Below are 19,164 nucleotides of genomic sequence, written 5' to 3'. Positions count from 1 at the left end.
ACCCTGCTGTTCGGCAAGTGCGCTACATGCCCGCCTTCGGGGCGGCATACGGTGTGGAGGTCCTCAGCTTCGCGCAGCTTCGGGAGATGGACGACAAAGGCGTCCGTACCCGGCCGCAGCGACCGGATTTTCATGTGCTCGCCTTGGTCGCCGCCGGCAGGGGCAGTCACGTAGCGGACTTCGAGACGTATCTGTTGGGAGAAGGGGACGTGGTGTGGATCCGGCCCGGCATGGTGCACCGTTGGAGCGACGTCGACGGCGTTGATGGTCCCCTGGTTCTCTTCCGGCCCGGCTTCCTGCCCGACCTGGGCCCGACTCCGGCGTGGGACCTCTCCGCGTCCGCCACCTGGCACCTGGCACCGCAGGTGCAACCGCTCGCCCTGCTGGCAGCTGATCATCTGCGATGCGAACACGATCTGGCAGCGCGGATGCCGCAGTTGGCCTCCCCCGCGCTGCTCTCCCACCTTCTGGCGGCGCTGGTTCTGCGCGTGCTGCCCGTCGAGGCCGCCACCCCCGCCGTCAGTGGGAGGCGATATCGGGAAGTCTTCGGCCGCTACCGGGCTGCGGTCGAGGAACACTTCACGGAGTGGCACCAGGTCGCCGACTACACCCGGGTGACGGGCTACGACCGGCGAACGCTGACCCGGGCTACCTGCGCCGCCACCGGCGTTGGCGCCAAGGAATTCCTGGACCAGCGAATCGTGCTGGAGGCCAAACGGCTGCTCGCCCACACCGACTTGCCGGTGAGCAGGTGCGCACAGCGTCTCGGCTTCCGAGACGCCGCGAACTTCACCACCTTCTTCCAGCGCGGCACAGGGCAGGCCCCGAGCACGTGGCGTACCGCCGACACCCGCGCCGCTCGCCCCTTGTGATCTATCCGACGCGGACCCCGCCGACTGGTCGAACTGCTCGTCCAGGGACTACAGCGACCGCAGTCATTCCGTCAAGGGCAAACCCCCACCGTCATGCGCATGCTACGCGCGTGCTGGAGCCGGTGAGGGTCCAGCTAACGAGGAGGTCCAGAGCCCGTTTCGACGGTGATCCCGCTTCGGCGGTGTAGGCGAACAGGGTCGTGTCGGGGTCTCCGGGCGGGGAGAGGGTTTCGTATTCGACGGTCAGTTCGCCGACCAGCGGGTGGCGCAGGCGTTTGGAGCCGTGGGTGCGTTGGTGAACGCGGTGCTGCTCCCACCAATGGTCGAATTCGGGGCTGTGTTCACGCAGATCGGCGATGAGGGCGGTCGTGTGCTGGTCGTGCGGGGCGCGGCCGACCTCGAGCCGCAGACTCTCGACCGCGGCTCGTGCCTGGTCCTCCCAGTCGACGAACAGGGCGCGGGCGTCGTCGTCGAGGAACATCCAGCGTGCGTAGTTGCGGTGCCGGGGGGCCAGCCGCTCGAAGTCGGTGAACAATGCCCTGGCCATCCGGTTGGCGGCGAGGACATCGGTGCGCCGTCCCAGGACAAGGACGGGTTCGCCGTCGAGGGCTTCGAGGAGCTGGTAGAGGCCGGGTCGGACACGCTGGACGCCGCGGGGGCTTCGTCGGGTCGTCGCCCTGATTCCGATGAGGTCCTGCAGGTGCGCGTGTGCTGCGGCGTCGAGCCCCAGGGCACGGCCGATCGCCTCGACCACGGCGGGTGAGGGGGTGATACGTCGGCCCTGCTCGAGGCGGGCGTAATAGTCGGTCGACACTCCGGCCAGGAGGGCGACTTCCTCACGGCGCAGGCCCGGCACCCGGCGCACGCGGCCGTCCGGGGGCAGGCCCACCCGCGACGGGTCGCCTTGGCTGCGGGCTCGTCGCAGGAAATCAGCCAGTTCACGGTTGGTTTCAGCCACACAGACGAGTGTCGCCGATGCCGGGCGTTCCTGGCTGGCCCTGCGAGTCCTAGGTCGCCCCGTCCGCGGTCGTGCAGGGCGCGATATGGGCGTCCACGACGCACTGCGGTGAACCACGCTGGATGCATACCGACCCCGAGGACCGCTCGGGGTCGCCTCCTGTACGAGCTAAGGATGATCATGGCTTTTCCGACAGAGCGACCCGCGATCTGGTTCGTGACCGGCACCTCCCGCGGCTTGGGGCTCGAACTGGTCAAGCAGCTGCTGGAGCGTGGTGACAACGTCGCCGCGACGACGCGCTCCTGCGAGCGGCTGCTCGCGGCGCTCGGCGACCGGGTCGACACCTCACGTCTGCTCCCGCTCACCGTCGACCTCCGTAACGAGGCCGCGGTCGAGCAGGCCGTGCTCGAGACCACCGAGCGTTTCGGCGGCCTGGACTGCATTGTGAACAACGCGGGCTACGGATTCCTGGCCGCGGTGGAAGAGACCAGCGACCACGAGGTCCGCGACATGCTCGACGTCCAGATCATCGGCGTGTGGAACGTGCTCCGTGCAGCGTTGCCCGTCCTTCGCGAGCAGCGCAGCGGCCACATCGTCAACGTATCCTCGATCCTGGGCCTGACCGCTGTTCCGGGCTGGGCGCTGTACTGCGCGGGGAAGTTCGCGCTGGAGGGGCTCAGCGAGGCTCTCGCAGCCGAGGTATCGGACTTCGGTGTCAACGTCACCATCGTCGAACCCGGCTACTTCCGCACCGAGTTCCTCACCGAGGACTCGCTCGCCCTGCCTGCCGAGGCGACCGCGCACTACCCGGCCATCCGGGAGATGACCGACAACCACCTCGAGCTCCAGGGCAGCCAGCTCGGCGACCCGGTCAAGGGCGCCGAGGTGATCATCAGCCAGGTCGTGGCCGGCGACGGCCCGTTGCGCCGGCTGCTCGGCTCGGACGCCCACGCCTACGCCACCGCCAAGGTCGCGGCCCTTGCGGCGAATGTCGACGCCACGGCGCTCAGCGCACCCGTCACCGACTTCCGGTAGTGCGTTTGCTGGCGACGTTGATCTTCGAGGCACTGCCGTGGCCGGTTCGAACCGCGGCTGCGACAGCACGGGCGCTAGCGGTACGAACGGCTCACGAAACCGTCATAACGGCACAGCACCGCTGCCGGTCTGCTCATCCAACCTGGCCCACCAACGGCCGCCCACCCCCGCAACTGACCGACCTCACCGCGGGCGCGGGCCCAGTCCGTCGAACCCCGTCATCGCCGCCGCCGACCGCCAGCGGTTCTTCGACCACCTGCTCCCGATCGCAGACCGGCGCCGGTGGCCCGACGATGCACTGCTGCGCCGCCAGCTGCTACGGCATCTGCTCGACCGGCTGCGACCCGGCACCGAGCGAGCCGACCTCTACGCTCATACCCTCGCTGACCTGCTCGCCAGCCATCTGCACTTGCTTGCCGCCAGCGCACGCTGCCCGCCGCGAACAGCGCCACGGTGCGGGCGCTTCCGATCGCGAGTGCGTCGGCCGGTGTGACAATTTCGGCGAAATCCGGTGTAGCCCAGGTAGCTGGCTCTGCTCGAGCTGTTGCAGACCGACGGTACCCATACCGGAAACCGCACCGGATATCGCGCGCGAGCTACCATCGGCCCTTCGGCTACTTCAGGAGTTCGATCACGGGCGCGAACGCATCCATGGCCGGTTCCATCATCGTGAAGTAGGTGACCCCGTATCGGTCTCGGCATTCACGCACGCTGTCGGCGATCTGCTGGGGCGTGCCGACCATGACCCCGGCTGCGGCGTCGATCCGATCGTCGGTGAAACCGGGCTGCCACTGGCGCACCCGATCGCCCAGAGTGTTCCGCTCGGCCGGGCCGGCTACCGCCCACACCAGAAGGTTGAGTTCCACCTGATCCCTGCGGTCGCCGAGCAGGCCGCGTACGTAGTCGGCGCGTTCGGCGAGTTTGTCCGCGCTCATGAGGTTCGGCAGGCCGCCGGTCTTCGGCGTCGAGGCGCCGGGCAGGGCGATCACGTCGGCGTGCTGAGCGGCAATGCGTAGCAGGCGGTTTCCCGATCCGGCGATCATGACCGGCGGACCTTCCGGCCGCGTGGGCGCCGGTTGGTAGGCAGGGTCGGCGTACAGCTTGCGCATGGTGAGTACGGTCTGCTCGAGGTGCTCGACGCGGGCGCCCGGGCCGGGCATCGGTATTCCGGCTGCGTCGAATTCTTCCTTCACATATCCCGCGCCCAGCCCGATTTCCAGTCTGCCGCCGCTGAACTGGTCCAGTGTGGCGACGTCACGGGCCAGCAGCGTCGGATTGTAGAACGGCGTATTCAATACGAAGGTGCCCAGCGTGATTCGCTCGGTGGCCTCCGCCGCCAGCGACAACGCCGGAAACGGAGCGGGTATACCGAGATGGTCGGGCACCGTTAGAACGTCGTAACCGAGCGCTTCCGCACGACGAGCCTTGTCCACCCACTTCGAACGCGAACCCGGAAACGCCATGCAGACACCGAAACGGAACTCAGCAACCATGATCTCGTTTCTACCACCGGGGGAGTAAGGCAGCTGTAAGCATGCGATCATGTTGGACCGCTGAGGCTTTCGCGCCGCCAACCGGGCCCGACGCGATCATCGACGTCATCGCCGGGGCCGCACCACGGTCGGCCGATCCGCGCGGTGGCACACCGTATGGAGGCGGGCCGACCGCTGGCAGCGGGACCGTCCGCACGAACTGCAGCAACATCGACCGCGAAACCTCCACCGCCAGCTGCTGTGTCGGTCTCTCATCGGGCCGGCCCATCCGGGGCAGGCCTGATTCGGGTCAGTAACTCCCACAGCAGGGCACACCTGAGCAAACGGCACAACACCCACGGCTCGCCGACCTGCCGGGCGCAACCGCGGTGTACCCGAGGACTGCGCCGCCTGCACCCGGGGTCGAGGAGTACATCCGCCCCGACCCCTCGAGCAGGGTGTTCAGGAAACTGGGCACCTTGGCGGTGCTCATGGGGCGATCCTCACGGCACCCCAAGTACCGACACAGGCACTGCCGTGACCAATTCGTGACCTATTCGAGACATTGGGGTGGGCGGCCTGGTCGTAGGCGGGTAGCGTCCGGACGTGCGACAGCCTCGGCGGCATATGCGCCGCCGGGGCTGTTGTCCAGCTACACCAGGCGTTCATTGCAAACCCCAGACTGCATACGCGCCCACGATGACCAGTTCCACATGAAGGTGCCGGCCCGGTCACCTCGCCGATGCCGAGCGCCCGCAATGCGTTCGCCAATCGGGCAGCGTCCGAGCCCATTTCACTGAAGGTCATGGTCCGCAGGCCGGTGCCCGCCCATGTCGACACCGTGCTGTCGCCATGGAAGGTGGCGGCGTAGCGCAGCAGTGTCGCCAGCGAAAGCGGCTCGTCCTGCATGGTGCTCGGCATTGGAAAGTCGGTTCCTTTCTTCGTTTTTCGGGTGCGTCAGCCGTGGCGCAGCACGGTTAGGGTGGCGAGTAGCTTGTCGATCTTGGCCGTGCGGGCGAAGGTGGTGAGTGCCAGCACCGCCGGGAAACGGCGTCGGGCGACGGATTTCGCGTAGGTGAACTCCTTGAGCCCGTCGGGTCCGTGGATGCGGCCGAATCCGGACTCGCCGACCCCGCCGAATGGCAGTTCGGGCAGGGCCGCGAATAGGTAGACCAGGTTGACGCCGGTCATGCCGGAGCGCAGTCGCCGGGCCAACTCCTCGCCGCGTTGCCTGGAGAACACGGCCGACCCGAGGCCGAAGCGCGAATTGTTGGCGCGTTCGACAGCCTCGTCCATGTCGCGAACCTTGTTGATCGCCAGTGTGGGTCCGAAGGTCTCCTCGGTCATGGCGAGCGAGTCCTCGTGGACGTCGGTGAGGACGGTCGGCTGCACCAGCCGGTCCCCGACCGCGTCGAGCCCACCGATCAGCGTCCGCGCGCCCCGGCGCAGAGCGTCGGCGATGTGCTCGGCAACTACATGCGGCTGGGTGGGCATCGTCATGGGGCCGAGTTGCGCCTCCGGGTCGTCGCCCGCGCGGAGACCGCGCACCAGGTCCCGCACCTTGGTGAGGAATTCGTCGTACACACGCTCGTGCACGTAGACGCGTTCGGTGCCGATGCACGCCTGTCCGGAGTTGGACAGCCCGCCCCACACCGCCGCCTCGGCCGCCGCATCCAGGTCGGCGTCGGTGTCGACCAACAGCGCGTCCTTGCCGCCCGCCTCGATCAACACCGGGGTGAGGGTTTCGGCGCATGCGCTCATGACCTTCTTGGCGGTGGCCGTTGAGCCGGTGAAGGCGATCTTGTCCACGCCCGAACGGCACAGGGCCGCACCGGTTTCGCCGAAACCGGTGACCAGTTGCAGCACCGGGTGTTCGGGAACCACCTGTGCGAAGGTGTCCACCAGCCAGGTGCCGACACCGGGGGTGAATTCGCTCGGCTTGAACACCACCGCGTTGCCCGCGGCCAGCGCATACGCGATGGAGCCCATCGGGGTGAAGACCGGAAAGTTCCACGGCCCGATCACGCCGATCACGCCCAGCGGCAGGTACTCCACTGTCGCGCCGAGGTCGGCGGACGTGAGGCCGGTGGGAACCTTCCTGCGGCCCAGCACCTTCGGAGCGTTGCGCGCCGCCCAGGCCAGATGGTCGAGCATCATAACGATCTCGAGCTGGGCGTCGGAGATGGGTTTACCGGTCTCGGCGTGCGAGATCTCCGCGAGCTGGGCCAGGCGGCGGGCGATCACCCCGCGCCACTTCTTCAGCCGCTCGGCGCGTTCACCGAAGGTCAGTTCGGCCCACCACCGTGCAGCTTCCTGTGCGCGCGCGACGGTTTCGTTCACCTGCTCGGTCGTGAACACCGGATGTGTGCCGACCACGTCGCCGGTGGCGGGGTCGAGCGAATCGAAGGTCGCGGCGACTGCTGTACTCACGGAATCTCCTCGGATTTCCTGGGTCTGTGTCGGCGGCGTCATGCGTGGCCGCCGCGAATCAGATCGGATGCCTTCTCGCCCACCATGATCGTGGCTGCATTGGTGTTGCCGCGGGGCACGACGGGCATGATCGACGCGTCGGCGATGCGCAGCCTTTCGATCCCGCGCACCCGCAGTTGTGGGTCCACCACAGCGTTCTCACTGGTGCCCATCGAGCAGGTGGAGACCGGGTGGTACAGCGTCTGGGTCCAGGCACGAACATGGTCGGCCAGCTCCTCGTCCGTCGCCCCGTCGACCCGGTTCGGCAGATAGGGCTGATCCAGGAAACGCGCGAACGAACGGTCTCCTACGATCTCGAACACACGCCGCGCGCCGGCGACCACCGCCGCCATATCGGCCGGATCCTCGAAATAGGCGGGATCCATCTCCGGCTTCCACGCCGGATCCGCCGACCGCAGCCGCAATCTTCCTCGGCTGGCGACATTCACCAGAGTCACACCTGCCGTGAACATCTGGCCAACCGGCTCGCGGAATCCGTTGTCGTAGAACCCGGTCGGTGCTACGTGAATCTGAATGTCCGGCGCGGCAATCCCGTCGCGGGAGGCAAAGAACGCGCCGCCCTCGCCGACGTTCGAAGACAGCGGTCCGCGTCCGGTCAGTTTCCACTGCATGAGCCGGGCCGGATTGGAGAAATCGGTTAGATCCGAGGTGCCGCGTGTGCGCCAGAGGAACGGCGTCACCGGGTGGTCGTGCAGGTTCTCTCCGACCCCGGGTAGATCCACTACCACCTCGATGCCGTGCTCACGCAGGTGCGCGGCCGGTCCGATGCCCGAAAGCATCAGCAGCTGAGGCGAATTGATCGCACCACCGGACAGCACGACCTCGGCATCGGCAAAGGCGTTGCGCGTCGCACCGCGCTGCCGATACGAGACCCCAATCGCCCGGGCGCCGTCCAGCAGCACCTTGGTGACGAAGGCGTGCGAGCGCACGGTCAGATTCGGGCGCGACAGTGCCGGGCGCAAGTAGCCGTCCGCGGTCGACCAGCGGCGGCCGTTCTTGCAGGTCACCTGATACTGGCCCGCACCTTCCTGTTCGGCGCCGTTGAAATCGTCATTGCGTTTCAGGCCATGCGCGACCGCAGCCTCGATCCAGGTGTCGGTCAACTCGTGGGTGAAGCGCCGGTCCTCCACGTGCAGCGGACCTGCTGTGCCATGGAATCGGTCACGCAGCCGGGTATTCGATTCGGCCCGGACGAAATACGGCAGCACGTCCTCGTAGCCCCAGCCCTCGGCCCCGAAGTCGTCACGCCAGGAATCGAAGTCGGCCTTGTTGCCGCGTATGTAGATCATGGCGTTCATCGACGAGCAGCCGCCCAGCGCTTTCATCCGCGGCCAGAACGCGCGGCGGCCTGCCATATGCTTCTGTTCGGTGGTCTCGTAGTTCCAGTCCCACTTGGTCTTGAACAACGAGGCGAAGGCCGCCGGAATGTGGATCTCGTCGGCATCGTCGGTCCCGCCCGCCTCCAGCAGCAGCACTGACACCGATGGGTCCTCCGACAGCCGGGCGGCCACCACCGCACCGGCACTGCCTGCCCCGATGATCACATAGTCGAAGCGGTCCTTCTCGCTCAACGTTCTCCTCGCCTCCTGGCCGCTCGGCAGTGACGCCGGTCACTGCCATGTCTTCCCGAGGCTAGGGCGGACCACCAGCGAATTCCTATGTCCGGCCGGGCCGCTTTTTTGATATTTTTGGCCAGTGACCATCCCCCCGAAGTCGTCGTGACGGCACGCACCGCACTGCGCACACCCACCAGTGCGCTACTGATCACGCGGCTCGCCACGGAATACGGAGTAAGCGAGCAGGACTGTCTGCGTCGCACCGGATTGCGCGGCGACGATCTGCGCGGTGGGACACTCGTGACCGGTGCGCAGGAGATCGCTCTCATCTCCAATGTGCTGCGCGCGCTACCGGACATCGCCGGGCTCGGACTGCTGGCCGGTCTGCGCTATCACGCCACCGCGCACGGTATCTGGGGTTATGCGCTCATCGCCAGTCAGTCCTTGCGCGACGCCATCGAGGTGGGGTTGCGCTATCTGGAGCTGTCGTATTCGTTCTGCCTCATCACCGCCGTGGAATCCGCTGACGAGGTGTCACTGGTGATCGTGCCCGAAGTAACCGATCCTGCGGTGGCCCGTTTCGTCGCCGAACGAGATATCGGCATCATCGCCACGCTGTACCGCGACATTGCCGGACCGACCGCGCGGCTGCACACCGTCCGGCTGCCCTACCCCGAGCCGGAGTCGGATGCCGCCCGTCGGATAGCCGAAACTCTCTCTTGCGCAGTGCAATACGACTGCGCCCACTACGCCGCGGTCTTCGACCGGAGCACCGTGGACGACCCGCTGCCGCAGGCCGACCCCCACACCGCCGACCTCGCCGCCGGACAATGCCGCGATCTCGCCGCCGCGCGCCGGGCCCTGACCGGCACCTCGGGCCAGGTGCGCGACGTAGTCTTCGCCCAACCCCGCGGCCCCCTGACCGAAGCCGAAGCAGCTGCCGCCCTGCACCTGTCCACACGCACACTACGCAGAAGGCTGGCCGCCGAGGGGCACTCCTTCCGCTCCCTCCTCGACGAGGTCCGCAGCGCACTGGCCTGCGAACTGCTCTCCGGCACCGATCTGCCCACGGCCGCCATCGCCGACCGCCTCGGCTACTCCGAATCCGCCAGCTTCACCCGCGCCTTCCGACGCTGGACCGGGATGTCGCCCCTGCGCTGGCGAAAGGCGCAACCGTCGCCGGCCTGAAGAGCCGAATCCGGTGCCGCTGCACCGCGACAACCAGGAAGGCGATCACCGCTGTCCGGATGCGGGTTCGTGCGCCTTTGCCGGCGGGCGGTCAGTGTTCCGGGCGGCCGAACCAGCGGGTCGCGGCTTGTTGGAACGCTTCGGGATCGGGGCCATGGTCGTCCGCCCAGGCCACAATGCCGTCGGGCCGGATCAGTACGGCGCCGAGACCGAGGTTGTCGTGTACCGGGCCGGCCGCGTAATGGATCCGGCCTTGCCAACCCTGGGCTGCGTCCCGGAGTGCGTGGTCGGTGCTGAAGTCGAGCGCGACGCCGTGTCCTTGCTGTAGGAGGTCACCGAGGCGAGTGTCGTCGTCGAAGCGAAAGTCAGGGGCGGTGTGGCCGGCGCGGGGCTGTCGGCTGCCCAGGTCGTAGCGGTGGGCCAGTCCCGATGTTTTCCGGTACACGTGGGTGGTTCCGTCTGGGGTGCTAATCAGGTCGCGGACCAGCCGCTGCAGGGCGGGGGCATTGGGGCCCGGTTGCATGGTTGCGACCTGGGCCCGGGACCAGTCGAGAACAGACGCGCCGATGGGGTGGCGCTCGCTGGTGTAGGTGTCGAGCAGTCCGTCGGGCGCGTAGCCGTGCACGGTTGCCGCGAGCTTCCACCCGAGATTCATCGCGTCGCCGATGCCGAGGTTGAGTCCTTGGCCGCCGAGTGGGGAGTGGATGTGGGCGGCGTCGCCGGCGAGCAGGACGCGGCCGTTGCGGTAGGTCGTGACCTGCATGGCGCGGTCGGTGAAGCTGGAGGCGAGGTGGACCTCGGTCAGTGTCACCTCGGTGCCGGAGACCCGGCGCAGGACCGCTTGGAGGTGTTCGCGGGTCAGCGGCTGTGCGCGGTCGAACGTGGCGCCGTCGAAGTCCATCATGCCCAGGTGTCCTTCGAAGGGCGTGCGCAGGTACATACCGGTCGGTGTCAGGTTGAACCCGAGGCGCAACTGTTGCGGGTCGGCGAAGGTGACTCGTGCGACGTAGCCGGTGAACAGCGGCTCGGTGCCGACGAACTCGAAGCCTGCGAGCCGGCGTACCGCGCTGCGGCCGCCGTCGCATCCTACGAGCCACCGCGCCCGGTACTCGTGCCCGCCCGCTGTCGCGACAACGGCGTCGTCGTCCTGGGTCACGGCTGTGACGGGAACACCCCGGATGATCTGCGCACCGAGCGCGGCGGCCCGCTCCGCCAGCACCGTCGTGACCGCCTCGAGGCTGGTCATGATCGGTTCCATCGCCGGACTGGGCAGCCGGTGCGGGAGGGCGTCGGTTTCGATATTGGTCGCGTCGAGCGTTATTCCCGCGAAGTGGCTCACATTCCGGGGAGGTGGGGTCCGGTCGGCATCGGGGGCGGCGCCGACCGCTGCCGCATCGACACCGGACGCTTTCAGCAGTGCGTCCAGCATGCCGCGACGGTAGAACGCTTCGACGGAACCGGGGGTCAACCCGCGCAGCCCGAGTGGGAGTGTTTCAACGGCGAGTCCGGGTCCAGGTCCTGCTCGAGTACCAGGACAGCACAACCGGCCAGTGCGAGTTCGCCGGCCAAGAACAGGCCGATCGGGCCGGCGCCCGCGATTATGACGTCATGCATGAAGAAATCCCCTTCTGATTGTCGCTGACCCGATCGGATTCGACGGGTCAGCGCAGGTTGGTGATGCCGTCGAGGACGGCGGCGATGCCGGTGAGGAACTGTTCGCGGTCATCGTGCTCACGCATCTGGCCGGCGATCACGTGCATGAACGGGTAGTCGTCGGGATCGAGTTCCCGCCACGCGGTCGACACCGCGCCGAGGAACTCGCCGCGGTCGGCCTGGGGGTCGACACCCGAGGTATCACCGTCCACACGGGCGTGCTGGCCGACAGCACCGAGGATGTAGTGCACCAGCGTCGAAGTCGCGTCGAACCACGCGGCTTGCGGCACACCCAGTGCCCCCACCTGCCGGCCGAACCGCTCGAAGATCCCCACCGTCACCGGCCCGCACGGATTGCGGGTGATCTGCAGGGCCAAGCGCGTGGCAAGCCACTGATGTTCGGCGATCGCGTCGAACAGGCCCAGCGCCACGGCGCGGATCTCGTCCCCCGCAGTAGCCCGGGCCCCGGCGGGCTCGGTGTCCAGCACAGTGCCGATGACTGTTTCGGTCGCGGCATCCAGCAGCTCGTCTCGGGCGCCTACCTGGTAGTAGATCGCCCCGGTGCCGGTGGCCAGGCGCTCGGTCAGAGCCCGGACCGTCAGCGCGCTCTCGCCGCCGCCGTCGAGCAGCTCAATAGCGGTAGCGATGATCTGCTCGCGGGAGAGCACCTGGTTGCGCCGCTGCGCCCGGCGCGCTCGTGTTGCCATGGCCCGATTCTGCCAGCATTTTTGGAGCATCGCACTAATTTGGATCAATGAACCAATTAAGATACGTTTTCCACATGTCAGATACCCACTCCGGGGTCACCGCACGGGCCGCTGCAGCATCACCGCATCCCGGACCCCTGGTCATGCTTGTGCGAGTGCATGCGCGGCCGGATCAGATCGACGTAGCGCAACGGGCGCTGGAGAAGATCGCCGGTCCAACTCGCGCCAACCCCGACTGCCTGGAATTCCGTATCTTCCAGGACCGAGACGATCCGCAGTCGTTCACTCTTCTGGAACACTGGGTCAGCCTCGAGGCCAATATCGAACACGGCAAACGTGACTACATGGCCGAGTACATCGCCACGAAGGACCTGATCTTCGACGCATTCCGCGGCGAGTTCATCCAGGAGATCTGCCCACCGTCTGACCAGGATCTGCCCGGTCTGCGGCAGCAAGAACCACCGATATGACGATCGGTCGTCGCTGGTCATGTGTCTGGTTCAGTGCGGTGGGCCGGGTTTGGTGCAGGTGAATTGCATGACGTCGATGCGGCCGCGGCGGGCGTAGTCGGCGCATCCGGTCAGGTACCGGATGTAGGCGTTGTAGGTGTCGGGTCCGGCGACCTCGATGGCGCGGTCGCGCTGCTCGCGCAATGCATCGACCCATTGGTCGAGGGCGGTGGCGTACTGCGGTCCCATCGACTGCATGCCGGTAACGGTGAATCCGGCGTCTTCGGCGTATGCGGTGACACCTTTGGGGTCGCGTCCGCTTGGGGGCAGCAGCGGGCCCGAGCCGAAGATGGTTTCGGTGAGGAACCGCATGGACGCGTCATCGGAGCTGGTCTGCTGAATTCCGTGGGCCCACAGGCCGTCGCGGTTGTCGCCGACGATGGCCTGCAGCAGCAGCACTCCATCGGCGAGCAGTGTGCGGTAAGCGAATTCGAAGAACTCGCCGTAGCGGTCTCGGTCGAAGGGTTCGAACGCGCCGATGCACACGATCCGGTCTGCGCGGCGGTCGAATTCCTCCCAGCCTTGCAGCCGCACCCCACCATAGGGGCGTCCTCGAACCATCCGGTCGACCAGCAGATTCCGCACATACCGGTACTGGTTACGGCTGGGAGTCAGCCCGATCACATTCACCCCGTAGGTGTCCATAGCGCGCAGCATGGTCGAACCCCAGCCACAACCGACATCCAACAGGGTCATCCCCGGCCGTAGATCGCACTGGGCCAGAGCGAGGTCGATCTTCGCCGACTGGGCTCGTTCCGAGGTGTCGTCCGGGTGGGGCCAGAACGCGCAACTGTGGGTAAAGGTCGGGTCGGGGAACAGTGCGAAGAACGCATCCGGCAGCTCGGCGCGAGACCGGACCTCTGCGAAGGTCGACTCCCCCGATAGGTCGGTGATCTTTCGATCAGCCTTGCTGAGGCTCTGGCGGCTCAAACGTCTTCCTCCTGGTTTTGCTGTGCGAAGCACTTCTCCCTGTGCCCATGACACAGCGGAAGCGATAGACTGACGGTCTCAATCTGAGACGCGTCATCCTTTGAGACGGCCGCCACCATGGGTTGAGCAACAAGCACCGAGGTATGAGCAGATGCCGGGTCCTCGAGCCGACGTCGCCGTGAGCCCAGAAAAGGCGCGCGAACAATTCCTCACCGTGGGTTCGCTCGATTTCCCGCCGGTGCGCGACACTGTGCTCGATTCGTGGTGCCGATCGCGCGCGCTGCGGATCCATCCCGACCGTGTGGAGCTGCCTTATGTGCGGGAACCGAATCTCGACTCCCCGCTGGTGAGCGCCGCGGCGCCGGTGCTGCGGCGGCTCGCGAGCGATCTGGCCGACCAGGCTGTCAGCGTCATCCTGACCTCGTCGGATGGGCTCTTGCTCGAGCGCTGCGCCGCCGATGCCACAATCATGCGCACACTCGACGGTGTGCAACTCGCTCCCGGCTACAGCTATGCCGAGGACTTCGTCGGCACCAACGGAATCGGCACCACCCTGGAAACAGCCACCCCGACGTTCATTCGTGGCGGCGAACACTATCTCGGCACCCTAGGCGGGCTCGCGTGTGCCGGCTCGCCCATTCGCCACCCGCTGACGCGCTCGATGCTGGGCGTCATCGATCTCACCTGCTGGGCCAGCAGATCCGATCCGCTGATGCTCGCCCTCGCCAACAGCGCGAGCAGCCAGATCCAGGACCGGCTCCGCGTGCTCGCCAGCGAAACCGAGACCGCGCTGCTGGAGACGTATCTGCGCCAATGCCGCCAGTATCCGCTCGGCGTGCTCGCGATCGGCGGCGACGTGGTGCTGATGAACCACTACCTGCGCCAGGCTCTTGACCCGCACGACCAAGGGGCGTTGCTGCAATATTCGACCGACCTGGTTCGTCCCGGGGCCGTCGATACCCTCCTGGCCCCGCTGCCGAGCGGTCAGACCGCAAAAGTGACAGCAGTCGAACGTATTTCGATACGTGGCAGCAGCTTCAACATGGTCCTGCACGTTCAGCTGATCGCTGACCGCACCGTGCACCACCCGGTCGCACGCGGCACGCTCGCATTGCCCGGCATCGCCGGTAGGAGCAGCTCGTGGCGGCGCAGCTGCCAGCAGGTCGAACGCTGCTGCCGGGATCGCGAATGGGTGGTCATCGATGGCGAAAAGGGTTCCGGACGAACAAAACTCGCGAAATCTGTCGTCGCGCACGTCAGCCCCGGCAAGATGGCCCGGGTGCTGCGGACGGCCGACTTCGCCGACACCGAGGGCCTACTGGCCGCGCTGCGCGCCGAAACCAGCAACAGTAATTTCAATGTTGTCATCAAAGATATGGACTGCCTGCCGACCGAGGCGGTCGAGCCGATCGCGGACATACTCCAGACCTGCGCCGGTCGCGGATGGATCGCGGCAACAATGCATTCGGCCACGCCCGCTACGGCTCTCGATTCGCTGCTGCCACTGTTCAGCCAGACCGTCGGCGTGCCCGCGCTCCGGCACCGCATCGAAGACCTCGAAGAGCTGGTCCCCTTCCTGCTGGGCGAGCTGACCAAGGGCGCCGAAGTCCGGCTTGCCCCGGACGCCATGCGCCAGCTCAACAAGCTATCGTGGCCAGGCAACGTCGCCCAACTACGCCGGGTATTAGCCGAAGCCGTTTCACAGCAGCGATCCGGTCTGATCCACATCGACAACCTGCCACCACAATGCCTTTCGCTGACCCGGCGCAGACTGAGCCGGATCGAAGCACTGGAACGCGACGCGATCGTGCGCAGCCTGCAGGAGAACGGCGGCAACAAGGCCGAAGCCGCTGCGGCACTAGGGATATCGCGGGCGACTATCTACCGCAGGATCAAGGACTTCGGCATCGAGTAGGCATAGTTGCCCCGGATCGCGCCGGCGCCCGACAGATATCAATCAGTTGAACCAGTACTCGCACCGGCGGCCATGGCGCCGAACACCGCCCGTTGGATCGGGTGACATCCCTGTGCCGTTGAACTCGGCGAAGTAGGAGCGGGCTCCGGGATGAGGTCTTTGCCATAGAGCAGAACGCGGGCACGGATGCCGCCGTTGTCGGTGCTGTGTGGCACATCGATGATGACAGGCCGGCCAAGCCCAGTCCCGCCGCGACCTGTTTCTGGGACCACAGATTGCGCCGGATCGGGTTGACCTGCTCGCGCCAGATATCGTCTACGACCCGTTCTTCGAGACCCAACAGTCCGTCGGTGTCTTCGATCAGCCGTAGTGTCCGTCATTCGTAACGGACGGTTTGGCCGGCTGAATCAGGTTGCGGGTATTCGCGCGCGGTGGCGCGTTGGCCGAGCAGCCTATCGGCGCGACAAAACGAGGAAGTTTACGAATTTGTGCTCGTCATTGTGACGATGTATCGCTGCCACGCCCGGTGCATGATTGTGACCACCATCACCAGACGTATCGACGTGATTGGAGAGATGGCTCAACACAGTCTCGACGGTCGGCGGGCAAATGAATGACACTGCCGAGAACGAATACGCCCCCTGCGGTGCACAACGAGGTGCAGCCGACTCGAGCAAAGACGCTCGGTGGGGGTCGCGGCACATCATTTCGCCAACTAAGCGGCACATCATTTCGCCAACTAAGACGAAGGTGCGAGATGGCTCCTGGCCAATGCCATGAGCTATGCACAACCGGGCGACGAGCGTGACAGCCGAGCTCGGCCTCGCGCGGGCCAAACGGCACCGGTGCACACTTGCTGTCCCTGATGACAGATCCGGCTGATAGATGAGAATCTCCCGAAGTCGGCCAACAGGAAACCGAATGATCTGATGACTGCACTACTTCCCCTTGCATACGGATATCTGCGCGACGATTTACTCGATGACCACAACCCGAGCCCGAGCGAAGACAGGCTGCGGAACATCGCCAGGTCACTCGGATACGAGCTGGGCACCGTATTCCACGAGCCCGAACCCCAGAACGGGACACTCCCCCCGGCATTCGTCGATCTAGTCCAGGAATGCCGGCGAGCCGCGGCAAGCATGGTGATAACCCTGCGCGGCCACCTCTCGAACATGCCAGTGTGCCGAATGATCTTGCTGACGGTCCTGGACGTACGAGCCGGCGCCGCAGTACACGAAGTCGAGTTCTGACCATTCCGTCACGCATCCGCCGCGGGTACGGCCCAATCGTGCCGGGCGCCTACACGAGCCGGCCGACAAGGGAGACCCCGTCCGGGATGTAGTGGTTTCTCGACGAAGGCCGGATTCCCGCAAATCGCGAATGAACCGGGGCGTGGGGCGTTCTTATGTCGGGGAACGCCCCACGCCGGTCAGAGAGTCAGTACCGTGCCGATACTGCTGGAGAGGGCTTTGTCGTAGACGGCTTTGCCGACGACGACGTCGCAGACGGCCATGCCGATGTTGCTGTTGACGATAATCTGGTCGGGGTGGTCGCGGCCGGTGGTGAGTTCGGCGAGCACTTCGCCGGTTTCGGCGGTAATGGTCGGCAGTCCATCCGGGAAATAACCCATTTCGGCGAACAGGATGTGTTCATCGATGCTGTCGACGATGTATTTGTCAGCGCGTTTGCTGGTTCGCGGATCCCAGAATGTGTTGAGGTCGCAGGGCAGGATGGTTTGTCCCGCGCTGATCCATTCGTCTTTCACCACGGCCAGCGGTTGTTTGAGGATGACGGTTGCCGAACTGAGGACCTGCGCGCTCTTGGCGACCTCCTCCGCGCTGTCACCCTTGACGAGCGCGAACGGAACCTGGTCGCGGAGATCGGCGATGAGCGCGTCCGCCGCGGCGTCGTTGGTGTCGTAAACGTACACTGTCTCGAGTTTCGGCAGTGCTCGTGCGGCGTAGCGGACGTGTTCTCGGCCTTGTATGCCACAACCGAACATACCGAAAGTGGCTGCGTCGGGGTGGATTTTGGCCGCAGCGAGAACGGTGACCGCGGGTGTGCGCTGGGCGGTGATCCAGGTAGAGTCCATGATCGCCACCGGCACTCCGGATTCGACGTCGTTGATGACCATCAGTCCCGTGGTTTGGGGCAGCCCGAATCGTGCCGGGTTGTTCGGGTAGCATTCGATCCACTTGCAGCCCACCGCGTTTGCGGCCGGCACGTGCGCCGGCATTGCGTGGTAGAAGACTTCCGGATAGGGATGGATGCCGATCTTGGCAGGCATCTCGTAGCGGTGATGGCCGTGCTCCACCAGGGCGGTATGGGTGAACTCCAGGATCTGGGTCCGGCTGATGTCCAGCTCGATGATGTTCTGCTTGCTGAGATAGAGCACTTCGCGGCCTCGCTCGAGCGGATGAGCGCTGGTGTCCAGCTCGCTGGTGATGGTCATGATTGTCCCTTCTCGAACACGATGTGTGCGCGTCGGCGCCGGTCTGCCCCTCATCGGTCGGCCGCCGGTTCGGCGGATGCCGTTACAGACCGACTAATACTTCCCAGGACTGCCGGATTGTTCCCGGCGGAATTGGTGGGGCTGGGATTCGGCCGGGGAATTATTATTCCCTGCCGAGAATTCTGGTCGCTGAATTCGTGCGCTACATCCGCAGAATTCACGACGACTGATCGAGGTTTTCCACAGATTGCAGCAGGGCAGGCAGATCGGAATCAGCGATCTTGTGTAGCTTGACGGCGAGGTGGAGAGCGAGCCGGTGCCGGCCGTCGGCCAGATCGATCCCGGTGAGTTTCTCGATCTGGCTGACCCGGTAGTAGAGCGTGCTGCGGTGGATATAGAGGGCGTCAGCGGTGGCGGTGCGGTCGCCACCGACGTCGAGGTAGGCTTCGGCGGTTTCCAGCAGGATCCGGTTGGCGGGATCGAACAGCGGCGCTAGTTCGGCCGGCGGGACAGCGGCCTGCGGACAGGTGACCGCCATGTCCATCAGTAACTGGTAGGGCGACAGCGACGCCCCGGTCACAGCCCGGCCGACGTCGGAAAAGATGTGCCCGGCGCAGGCCGCCAGAACGGCGTCCCGCAACAGGATCGGGGCGGCGTCCAGCGTGCCAGGAGCGCTACAACCGACGCAGACGCTCTGGTCGTCGAGGGCGTCGGCCAAGCGTGCGACCAGGGTGTCGACGCCGGTGTCGGGGCCGATGCCGCCGGAACATAGGAGGACAGCCGCGGGGGCGAGGTCGAGCTCGATCGCCGCGCGGCCGGCTCGGCTCCACTCGCGCACCGCTGGAGTGGTCAGTAGCGGCGGAAACGCCGGGCTGCGGGGTTGGTGTAGTGGTTGCGCCGCCGCCACCACCTGAATCGTCCCGCCGGGGCTGATGAAGCCGCGGCGAGACAACTCGGCGGCAGCGTCGCGGGAATCAGCCGCCGAGCTCGACAGCAGTTGCCGGCCGAGAGCGGTCAGCTGGGCGTTCTTGTCGTCGCTGGCCGAGGCCCGTTGGGACAGCTCGGCGGCGATGGTGTCGGCGTAGCGGCGGATCAGCTCGTCGGTTCCGGAGTGGGCGTCGTCGATGAGCCACAGAAATCCGTACAGCTTCCGACGGTGCCGCAGTGGATAGCAACAACGGGCTTTCAGACCCAGCTCCGGCCTCGCCGGGATCACCACCTTGTCGGTGGCGGAGCGGATGCCGAAGCCGTACAGATATCTTGCGACGTGTGGATCCAAGGCCCGGGACAATACGACTTCGACTCGTACCGCGTCTTCGTCACCGAAATGCCTGCTCGACACGATGAGGTCGCCGCGTGTGTCGTCGACGGCCACCGAGCGATGGAGCCGTTCGGCAAGCTCGTCGACCAGTCGCTGCACATCT

The 19,164-nt window shown here is 66.1% G+C and carries 15 protein-coding genes; 5 read left to right on the top strand and 10 right to left on the bottom strand.

The features are described 5' to 3' along the window. Positions 1–26 precede the first annotated feature (26 nt). Positions 27–872: a helix-turn-helix domain-containing protein gene (locus ACWEO2_RS27725; RefSeq protein ID WP_452407998.1), complete on the top strand. Its 846-nt coding sequence runs from the start codon at positions 27–29 to the stop codon at positions 870–872. Positions 873–963: 91 nt separating this feature from the next. Here the strand turns inward: ACWEO2_RS27725 and ACWEO2_RS27720 are convergent, their stop codons facing one another. Further along, a complete protein-coding gene (locus ACWEO2_RS27720; protein WP_452407997.1) occupies positions 964–1,830 on the bottom strand; it encodes a helix-turn-helix transcriptional regulator in 867 nt (288 codons plus the stop codon). 180 nt (positions 1,831–2,010) lie between these two features. On the opposite strand from ACWEO2_RS27720, the gene ACWEO2_RS27715 reads away from it, so the two are divergent. Further along, positions 2,011–2,865, top strand: a complete 855-nt coding sequence (locus ACWEO2_RS27715) for an SDR family oxidoreductase (protein ID WP_452407996.1) — start codon at positions 2,011–2,013, stop codon at positions 2,863–2,865. A 614-nt stretch (positions 2,866–3,479) separates the two neighbouring features. On the opposite strand, the gene ACWEO2_RS27710 is transcribed toward ACWEO2_RS27715, so the two are convergent. The 3 genes from ACWEO2_RS27710 to ACWEO2_RS27700 form a co-directional block, all read right to left on the bottom strand. Beyond that, positions 3,480–4,358 (bottom strand): LLM class F420-dependent oxidoreductase, encoded by an 879-nt coding sequence (locus tag ACWEO2_RS27710; RefSeq protein ID WP_452407995.1) that lies wholly within the window; start codon positions 4,356–4,358, stop codon positions 3,480–3,482. Positions 4,359–5,294: 936 nt separating this feature from the next. Further along, on the bottom strand, positions 5,295–6,809 hold the full coding sequence (locus ACWEO2_RS27705) for an aldehyde dehydrogenase family protein (RefSeq protein ID WP_452407994.1): 1,515 nt from the start codon (positions 6,807–6,809) through the stop codon (positions 5,295–5,297). After that, entirely contained in the window at positions 6,806–8,398 is a 1,593-nt protein-coding gene (locus ACWEO2_RS27700; RefSeq protein ID WP_452407993.1) for a GMC family oxidoreductase, read from the bottom strand. Before ACWEO2_RS27700 ends, ACWEO2_RS27705 begins: the two co-directional genes overlap by 4 nt. 147 nt (positions 8,399–8,545) lie before the next feature. Here ACWEO2_RS27700 and ACWEO2_RS27695 point away from each other — a divergent pair, with 147 nt between their 5' ends. Beyond that, positions 8,546–9,571: an AraC family transcriptional regulator gene (locus ACWEO2_RS27695; RefSeq protein WP_452407992.1), complete on the top strand. Its 1,026-nt coding sequence runs from the start codon at positions 8,546–8,548 to the stop codon at positions 9,569–9,571. A gap of 91 nt (positions 9,572–9,662) precedes the next feature. Here ACWEO2_RS27695 and ACWEO2_RS27690 read toward each other — a convergent pair whose 3' ends face one another. Genes ACWEO2_RS27690 through ACWEO2_RS27680 form a run of 3 tightly spaced genes read right to left on the bottom strand, consistent with a single transcriptional unit; the run spans position 9,663 to position 11,931 of the window. After that, on the bottom strand, positions 9,663–11,000 hold the full coding sequence (locus tag ACWEO2_RS27690; RefSeq protein WP_452407991.1) for an FAD-dependent oxidoreductase: 1,338 nt from the start codon (positions 10,998–11,000) through the stop codon (positions 9,663–9,665). Positions 11,001–11,035: 35 nt separating this feature from the next. Next, positions 11,036–11,185 carry an FAD-dependent monooxygenase gene (locus tag ACWEO2_RS27685; RefSeq protein WP_452407990.1) on the bottom strand — a complete coding sequence of 50 codons (150 nt, stop codon included), beginning with the start codon at positions 11,183–11,185 and terminating at the stop codon, positions 11,036–11,038. A 47-nt stretch (positions 11,186–11,232) separates the two neighbouring features. Next, entirely contained in the window at positions 11,233–11,931 is a 699-nt protein-coding gene (locus ACWEO2_RS27680) for a TetR/AcrR family transcriptional regulator (protein WP_452407989.1), read from the bottom strand. A gap of 74 nt (positions 11,932–12,005) precedes the next feature. On the opposite strand from ACWEO2_RS27680, the gene ACWEO2_RS27675 reads away from it, so the two are divergent. Then, positions 12,006–12,401 carry a putative quinol monooxygenase gene (locus ACWEO2_RS27675; RefSeq protein ID WP_452407988.1) on the top strand — a complete coding sequence of 132 codons (396 nt, stop codon included), beginning with the start codon at positions 12,006–12,008 and terminating at the stop codon, positions 12,399–12,401. Between the two features lie 30 nt (positions 12,402–12,431). Here the strand turns inward: ACWEO2_RS27675 and ACWEO2_RS27670 are convergent, their stop codons facing one another. Beyond that, entirely contained in the window at positions 12,432–13,370 is a 939-nt protein-coding gene (locus ACWEO2_RS27670; RefSeq protein WP_452407987.1) for a class I SAM-dependent methyltransferase, read from the bottom strand. 151 nt (positions 13,371–13,521) lie between these two features. Between ACWEO2_RS27670 and ACWEO2_RS27665 the strand changes: the two genes are divergently transcribed. After that, positions 13,522–15,285 carry a sigma-54-dependent Fis family transcriptional regulator gene (locus ACWEO2_RS27665; RefSeq protein WP_452407986.1) on the top strand — a complete coding sequence of 588 codons (1,764 nt, stop codon included), beginning with the start codon at positions 13,522–13,524 and terminating at the stop codon, positions 15,283–15,285. Between the two features lie 1,432 nt (positions 15,286–16,717). On the opposite strand, the gene ACWEO2_RS27660 is transcribed toward ACWEO2_RS27665, so the two are convergent. Further along, positions 16,718–17,740, bottom strand: coding sequence for a hypothetical protein (locus ACWEO2_RS27660; RefSeq protein WP_452407985.1), 1,023 nt, complete (start codon positions 17,738–17,740; stop codon positions 16,718–16,720). Between the two features lie 217 nt (positions 17,741–17,957). Further along, positions 17,958–19,115, bottom strand: a complete 1,158-nt coding sequence (locus tag ACWEO2_RS27655) for a PucR family transcriptional regulator (protein ID WP_452407984.1) — start codon at positions 19,113–19,115, stop codon at positions 17,958–17,960. Positions 19,116–19,164 lie beyond the last annotated feature (49 nt).

Source organism: Nocardia sp. NPDC004278, from assembly GCF_053602975.1.
The sequence above is the reverse complement of the archived record's forward strand: the minus strand, read 5'-3'. Positions and strand labels throughout refer to the sequence as shown.